General features: G+C 68.5%; 8 protein-coding genes. 4 read left to right on the plus strand and 4 right to left on the minus strand.

The window, feature by feature from the left end; all coding sequences use genetic code 11:
- Together ABTZ43_RS16655 and ABTZ43_RS16660 are read right to left on the minus strand one after the other, a co-directional pair.
- Positions 1-399: sigma factor (locus ABTZ43_RS16655; protein WP_350539577.1), on the minus strand; the 399-nt coding region annotated here is incomplete at its 3' end.
- 206 nt (positions 400-605) lie between these two features.
- Positions 606-1,727 carry a VanZ family protein gene (locus ABTZ43_RS16660; protein WP_350539578.1) on the minus strand — a complete coding sequence of 374 codons (1,122 nt, stop codon included), beginning with the start codon at positions 1,725-1,727 and terminating at the stop codon, positions 606-608.
- A gap of 114 nt (positions 1,728-1,841) precedes the next feature.
- Between ABTZ43_RS16660 and ABTZ43_RS16665 the strand changes: the two genes are divergently transcribed.
- The 3 genes from ABTZ43_RS16665 to ABTZ43_RS16675 are packed head-to-tail and all read left to right on the plus strand — an operon-like array spanning position 1,842 to position 3,441.
- Complete coding sequence (locus ABTZ43_RS16665; RefSeq protein ID WP_350539579.1) at positions 1,842-2,432, plus strand: molybdopterin-dependent oxidoreductase; 591 nt, start codon at positions 1,842-1,844, stop codon at positions 2,430-2,432.
- The gene (locus ABTZ43_RS16670; protein WP_350539580.1) at positions 2,429-3,154 is read left to right on the plus strand and encodes a ferredoxin reductase; all 726 of its coding nucleotides are present in this window, start codon (positions 2,429-2,431) and stop codon (positions 3,152-3,154) included. Before ABTZ43_RS16665 ends, ABTZ43_RS16670 begins: the two co-directional genes overlap by 4 nt.
- On the plus strand, positions 3,154-3,441 hold the full coding sequence (locus tag ABTZ43_RS16675) for a DUF6510 family protein (RefSeq protein WP_350539581.1): 288 nt from the start codon (positions 3,154-3,156) through the stop codon (positions 3,439-3,441). Before ABTZ43_RS16670 ends, ABTZ43_RS16675 begins: the two co-directional genes overlap by 1 nt.
- Here ABTZ43_RS16675 and ABTZ43_RS16680 read toward each other — a convergent pair.
- Positions 3,428-4,399, minus strand: coding sequence for a Dyp-type peroxidase (locus ABTZ43_RS16680; protein ID WP_350539582.1), 972 nt, complete (start codon positions 4,397-4,399; stop codon positions 3,428-3,430). The two genes, ABTZ43_RS16675 and ABTZ43_RS16680, sit on opposite strands and share 14 nt — an antisense overlap.
- Positions 4,400-4,541: 142 nt before the next feature.
- Here ABTZ43_RS16680 and ABTZ43_RS16685 point away from each other — a divergent pair, with 142 nt between their 5' ends.
- The gene (locus ABTZ43_RS16685; protein ID WP_149422911.1) at positions 4,542-4,892 is read left to right on the plus strand and encodes a UBP-type zinc finger domain-containing protein; all 351 of its coding nucleotides are present in this window, start codon (positions 4,542-4,544) and stop codon (positions 4,890-4,892) included.
- A gap of 19 nt (positions 4,893-4,911) precedes the next feature.
- Here ABTZ43_RS16685 and ABTZ43_RS16690 read toward each other — a convergent pair whose 3' ends face one another.
- Positions 4,912-6,123, minus strand: a complete 1,212-nt coding sequence (locus tag ABTZ43_RS16690; protein WP_350539583.1) for a cupin domain-containing protein — start codon at positions 6,121-6,123, stop codon at positions 4,912-4,914.
- Positions 6,124-6,410: the final 287 nt, after the last annotated feature.

A 6,410-nucleotide genomic window follows, 5' to 3' on the forward strand; every position in this document is an offset into this window, starting at 1 on the left:
CTCCACATCGAAGTGCTCGTCGAAGCTGATGGCGGAGCGCACCATCTCGTCGAGCTGCAACATCTCGGCGACGGCGTCGGCGCCGAGGCCGGACTCCTTCGCGAGCTCGGCCACGGTCGCCGTCCGACCGGTGCGCGCGAAGACCACGTCTGCGGCCACCCGCACCCGTTCGATCTTGTCGCGTCCGCGCTCGCCTGCGGGGTCGGCCCGACGCATCTCCGAGAGCATCGCCCAGTTGATCTGACTGCTCGCGAACGCGCCGAAGGGGATGCCGCGCGATGAGTCGTAGGTCATCGCCGCGCGGGCGAGCCCGAGGCGTGCCGCGGAGAGCAGGTCGTCGAGGTCGACGTGGGTGGCCGATCGTGCCTTCTCGACGGCCAGGAAGGTCGCGAGCGGCATGTTCTCTCTGGCCAGCTTCTCCGCGGACGGAGCGGGCGCCGGGGGTGCGCTGGAGTCGGCAGAAAGTGCAGATTTGCTCAGCAATGTGACTCCGTCGCTATATCAACTGGTTTATCAGTGAAAATAGCACGAAGAACGCGTATTCAAAGAAAAAATTCACACGCCTGACATCCCGCTCGGGGAGCGGGATCGAGGGGTCCTCGAGATCAGCTGCGCGAGTCGCGCAGTTCCGCACCGGTCAGCGCGGCCGACAGACCACGATGTCCGCGGGTGAACGGCACCGAGATCACCGCGATCGCGACCACGAGCGCACTGACGATGGCGACGATGCCCACGACGGTCTGCAGGGCGAAGGGCACCGCCTCGGGCAGCCCGTCGAGGGCGGTCGCCGCGACATACGGCAGACCGACGACGCCGGCTCGGGCGAGGCTGCGGGCGAGCGGACGTCGACCTTCCGACCACTCCGGGGTCAGCCAGACCAGGCGTTGACCGATCGAGGCGCCCGTGGACACGACCGCGGGGATCACCAGGACCAGCACGGCGGCGCCGACCGCGACGATCGCTGCCTCGAAGGCGTCGTCCGGCACCGACGGTCCGTCTCCGCCGGAGAGCAGCAGCTTCGGCAGCACCACGACGAGGGAGACCAGGGCGATCGCGATGTTCACCGCGACGGCGTCGAGGATCATGCCGAACCAGCGGCGCCAGACGGTCACCGGTCGCGGGGTCGCACGGGTGGCCCTCAGGCTGCGAGCGCTGGGCATCCACGCCAGCAGCAGCGGTGCGAGGAGCACACCGATCGCCGCTCCCGCCGTGTTCGCGATCAGGTCATCGACGTCGGCGACGCGATAGGCGCACTCGTAGAGCCCCCACACCCCCGTGAGCTGCGTGGTCTCGATCCCGAGCGAGACCAGGGCTCCCAGCAGGATGGACACCCACGGACCGCGGTTCCAGTACCGCCGGGCGATCAGCCCGAAGGGGACGAAGAGCGCGACGTTGAACAGCACCTGCAGTGTGGCGCGACTGGTCAGGACACCCAGGAGGGAGAGTCCCTGGGTCTCCCGAAGGATGTCACCGACGGAGTGGCCGGGGACCAACTCGAGGCCGCCGCCGCCCGCGCCGCAGTTGTCCCGCAGCTCCGGCAGGGGCAGCAGTGTGTACGCCACGAGGGCGACCGCGTAGACACTCACGGCCGCCGCACCCAGCAGCCGTGGGAAGGACAGCGCACCGTAGCGCCGGACCTGCACCACGAGGATCGGCACCAGAACGGCTGCGAAGATCAGCCCTCCGCCGATGAGCCCGACCCACGCCTGCCACGTCCACCCCGCCATTCGGCCCATCCTAGGCGGCGGCGCCCGGACCCGCCGATACACGGGAGCGTCCGCCGGTCCTAGACTCGGTGCCACACGGCGAGCGCCGGGTTCCGTGGGTGAAGGAGGACGATGATGGCCGTGATCTCCCGAGGGTTCGGCGCACGCAGACGCGAGTCGGACGACCGTCTGCCACCCGGGCAGTACCTCACCGCGGACTTCCCGGTGCTCTCGGCGGGACCCACCCCGCGCGTGTCGACGGACTCCTGGGAGTTCGCCGTCGTCGGCCTCGACGGCATCCGTCGCACGTGGTCGTGGGAGCAGCTGCATGACCTCCCCCTCGACGACATCACCACCGACATCCATTGCGTCACCCGCTGGTCGAAGCTGGGCACGCGGTGGCGTGGAGTCTCGCTCGACCACCTGCTCGCGGATGCCGGTGACGGTGACTACACCCGCGTCTTCTCCTACGGCGGTTACACGACCAACGTCCCGCGCGCCGATCTCACCGGCGGTCGGGCCTGGGTCGCCGTCGAGTTCGAGGGCGAGCCGCTCGCCGCCGAGCACGGCGGCCCGGCGCGTCTGCTCGTCCCGCATCTGTACTTCTGGAAGTCCGCCAAGTGGGTGCACGGACTCGACCTGCTGGAGCAGGACGAACCGGGATTCTGGGAGCAGAACGGCTACAACATGTACGGCGACCCGTGGAAAGAGGAGCGGTACTGGTGATCACCGCTCCCCTCTGGCTGGTCGGCAGAGTCACCGGTGTGCGCTCCGCCACCCCGCACGGTCGGGTGATCGAGCTGCAGGTCGACGGGTGGCCGGGCAACGCGGCCGGCCAGCACGTCGACATCCGACTCACCGCGGAGGACGGCTATCAGGCGGTGCGCTCGTACTCGCTCGCATCCTCGGGCGGCTCACCGGTTCTCGAGCTGGCGGTCGACGAGGTGCCGGAGGGAGAGGTCTCCCCGTATCTCGTGCAGGACGTACGCCCCGGAGACGAGCTCGAGGTCCGTGGGCCCATCGGCGCCTACTTCGTCTGGGGCCCGGAACGCACCGACCCCGTGCAGCTGATCGCGGGCGGCTCGGGGATCGTCCCGCTGATCGCGATGGCCAGAGTGCACGAACGCGCGGCCAGTCGGAGTCCGATGCGGATGCTGTACTCGGTGCGCTCTGCGGACGACGCGTTCTACGCCGCCGAGCTGAACGGGCTCGCCTCGGATACCCTCACGGTCGATTGGGCCTACACGCGCACTGCGCCGCCCGGGTTCCCCCGCCCTGCGGGCAGGCTCGATGCCGCGACGATCGCCGCGTCCACGATCCCTCCGTCGGATCATCCCACCGTGTACGTCTGCGGACCGACCGGGTTCGTCGAGGCGGTGGCGGATCTGCTCGTCGCGGCGGGCCACTCCCCCGACCGCATCCGCACCGAACGATTCGGAGGTGCCTGATGGACGCTGCCCACCCCGGCCATCGCGAGCGCGTCGACGGCAATGCCGCCGGCGGACTGCTGCTCGAGCTGTTCGGCAGAGACATGACCGGCGCCCGCGCCGCCTGCGGGCGGTGCGACCGGGAGGCCGAGTTGGCGGATGCCGTCGCCGAACTCGACCGCGACGGGATGATCCTCCTCTGCCGCGGATGCGGTCACACGCTGCTGACGTATCTGTGTGTCGACGATCGGCGCACGCTCGCACTCGGCGGTCTCAGCCGGCTGGAGTGGGCCGCTACGGGCCGGTGACCCCCTCGGCGTCGGCCAGAGCCGCGAGGACGTCGGCGGACGGCGCGAAGAACGTGCTGCCGGTCATCGCTGTGGAGAAGTCCAGAAGCCGGTCGTACGAGCCGGGAGGGTCGCCGATGAACATGTTCTCCAGCATCCGCTCGATGACCCACAGGTATCGGGTGTACCCGATGAAGTAGGTCCCGAACGATGATGCTCCAGGGCTCCCGAAGGGCATGTTGTCGCGCAGGATGTCGTGCTCGACGCCGTCCACGACGACGGTGGCGAGAGTCTTGTGCGACTTCTGCCCGACGGGGGCGTCGTCCATCTCGATGTTGTCCGCCTTCCGGCGGCCGATGATGGCCTCCTGCTGCTCGGTCGTCAGTTGCTGCCACGCGCCGAGATCGTGCAGGTACTTCTGGACGACGACATAACTGCCTCCGACGTGTTCGTCGTCCTCCGCACCGACGAGAGTGGAGTCGGCCACGGCGTTCCCGATGGGGTTGGCGGTGCCGTCGACGAAACCGAGCAGATCGCGGACGTCGAAATAGCGGAAGCCCGAGGTCTCGTCGACGACGGTCACGGCGTCGCCGAGGACGTCGAGGAGCTGGCGCTCGAACTCGAACACGAGATCCCGGCGGTTCGCGCGGATGTGGAAGAGGAGGTCGCCCGGCGTGCTCGGGGCGGTGTGTGCGCTGCCAGTGATCGTGCGGAACGGGTGCAGCTCCGCAGGAGCCCTCCGGGTCGTCAGCCGGGGCCACAGGGACGAGCCGATGCCCACGGTGCACGACAGCATGGCGTCGAGATCACGGAAGCCGACGTTCTTCACGATGTCGTCGATGCCGCTGATCACGTCCCGGACGGTGGCGGGCGCGTCAGCCCCGTCGCCGACCGTCAGCACGAGGAACGTCGCACTGGCGGTCAGTGGGGCGTCGACTCGCTGGGGCTCGATGGGGACGCGCCGGGAAGGAGTGCTCACGGTCTCGAACCTAGAGGAGCACCGCCGCCCGCGCTTCGACGACTGTCGGAGGAACGGACGAGGGGCTGCGGGCACTCTTGAGTACGCCGAGGAATCCCGTCATCATGACCTCGACACCCCGCCGACGACAGGAGGACCGCTCATGAGCGAGCCCAGCGACTTCATCCGTGCCGACGTCCCGCCATCCGGACCGGGGTGCGTGGACTGCGAGAAGATCGACTCGTGGTGGCTGCATCTGCGCCGGTGCGCCCTCTGCGGCCACGTCGGATGCTGCGACGACTCCCTGCACAAGCACGCCACTGAGCATGCCCACGAGAGCGGACATCGGGTGATCCAGAGCTTCGAGCCCGGGGAGGACTGGTTCTGGGATTTCGGGACCGCGACCGCGTTCGACGGCCCCCTCCTCGCTCCGCCGCGCAGCCACCCCCTGTCGCAGACCACACCCGGCCCCGCGGAGCGAGTGCCCGCGGACTGGGAAGAGCAGCTCGCCTGATCGGATCGTCTCGCCGGGATCAGCGCAAGGGTGTGATGCCCTGGGCTCCGCGGGGGAACGTCGCCAGGACCGCGGAATCGATGTTCAGGTGCGCGGCGACGAGCTGCGGCGGTACGTGCGCGAGCCAGTTCGCGAGCGAGATCTCCTCGTACCTGTCGGTGCGGAACACCTCGAGGAACTGCAGCACATCGTCACCGGTGTTCTCGATGTAGTGCCCGAGGTTCTTGCGCACGACACCCACGTCGCCCGCACGGAAGTCGGTCGTGTTCGCGTGTGGACCGGTGTTGAACACGGTCATGCGGGCGGATCCGCGCAGGTAGTACTGCCACTCGTCGGCGTTCGGATGCCAGTGCAGCTCTCGCATCGATCCCGGCTCGACGGTCACCAGCGCCGCGGCGACGGTGCTGGAGTAGGCGTAGTTGGTGGAGTCGGCGATCTGGATGCTGCCACCGGAGTTCTCGTACAGAGGCTTCGACCGCGACAGGCGGAAGATGACCGGCTCCATGCCCCACTCGACACCCGCGGCGGCCTGGTCGACATCGAGCGCCGGCGGCTCCTCGCCGGGGAAGATCCAGAGGTTGTGCAGGGGGATGTCGGAGAACACCTCCTGCGCGACACCGAAGTTCTTCGCGAGAACCTCAGGAGGGGTGTGCGCGAACCAGTCGGTCAGCAGCAGTGTGTTCGACTCCGACTGGTCGCCGTCATCGAACGCCAGCACGAATTCCGCGCCGTCGGGCCCGAGTCCCTGCAGGGAGTGCGGGGTGCCGGCGGGGAAGAACCACAGGTCGCCCTCCTCCACGTCCTCGACCGCGGGAAGGCCCGACCGGCTGAGGGTGGTCACCCGTGCTTTGCCCCGGGTCATGACCGCCCACTCGGCGGTCTGGTGCCAGTGCAGCTCGCGGATGCCGCCGGGCTCGAGGTACATGTTGACGCCGGCGATCTCGTCGGAGATGTGGAAGTCCTGCTTCGTGAGCTCCCGCGCCCACCCGCCGCGCTGCACCCGGCGGGGTGAGATGTTGAACGACGACCAGAAGAACGGCTGCGTGCTGATGTCCGTCGCCGGCGCGTGCATCTGATTCGGGAACTGCGATTCGATGACCTCGTTCTGCGGACCGGTCATCCTGTTGCTCTGCGGACGGTCGACGATGTTCAGTTCGCCCTCCTGCGGCAGATCCGGGTCGCCCAGGCGGGGGACCTCCGTGGACGAGGTGCGCTGATCGTCGCGTTCCATGTACGTTCTTCTCTCTCTTCGTGCGTGGGGGGGCCACTTGTGGGAGCGGGTGAGGTCCGCATCGATCCGTGGTGCGCGTCGTTCGTCCGATCGGTCGTTCGTGTGAGACGAATCTAGGAACTGCGGAGCTCTCAGCCCTCCGACAGGAGTCGGATCACCGTCGGTGTCCTTTCTGCCTGGTTTCTTCCTGGACTGCGCAGGCGAATGGGCGTTCCATGGAGGTGTTCGAGGTCGGCGAGGTGCGACGCACCACGCCGGAGCAGAGCGAATGGGTGTTCCCCTCCCCC

This window comes from Microbacterium sp. NPDC097977 (assembly GCF_040302605.1).
Lineage (GTDB): Bacteria > Actinomycetota > Actinomycetes > Actinomycetales > Microbacteriaceae > Microbacterium.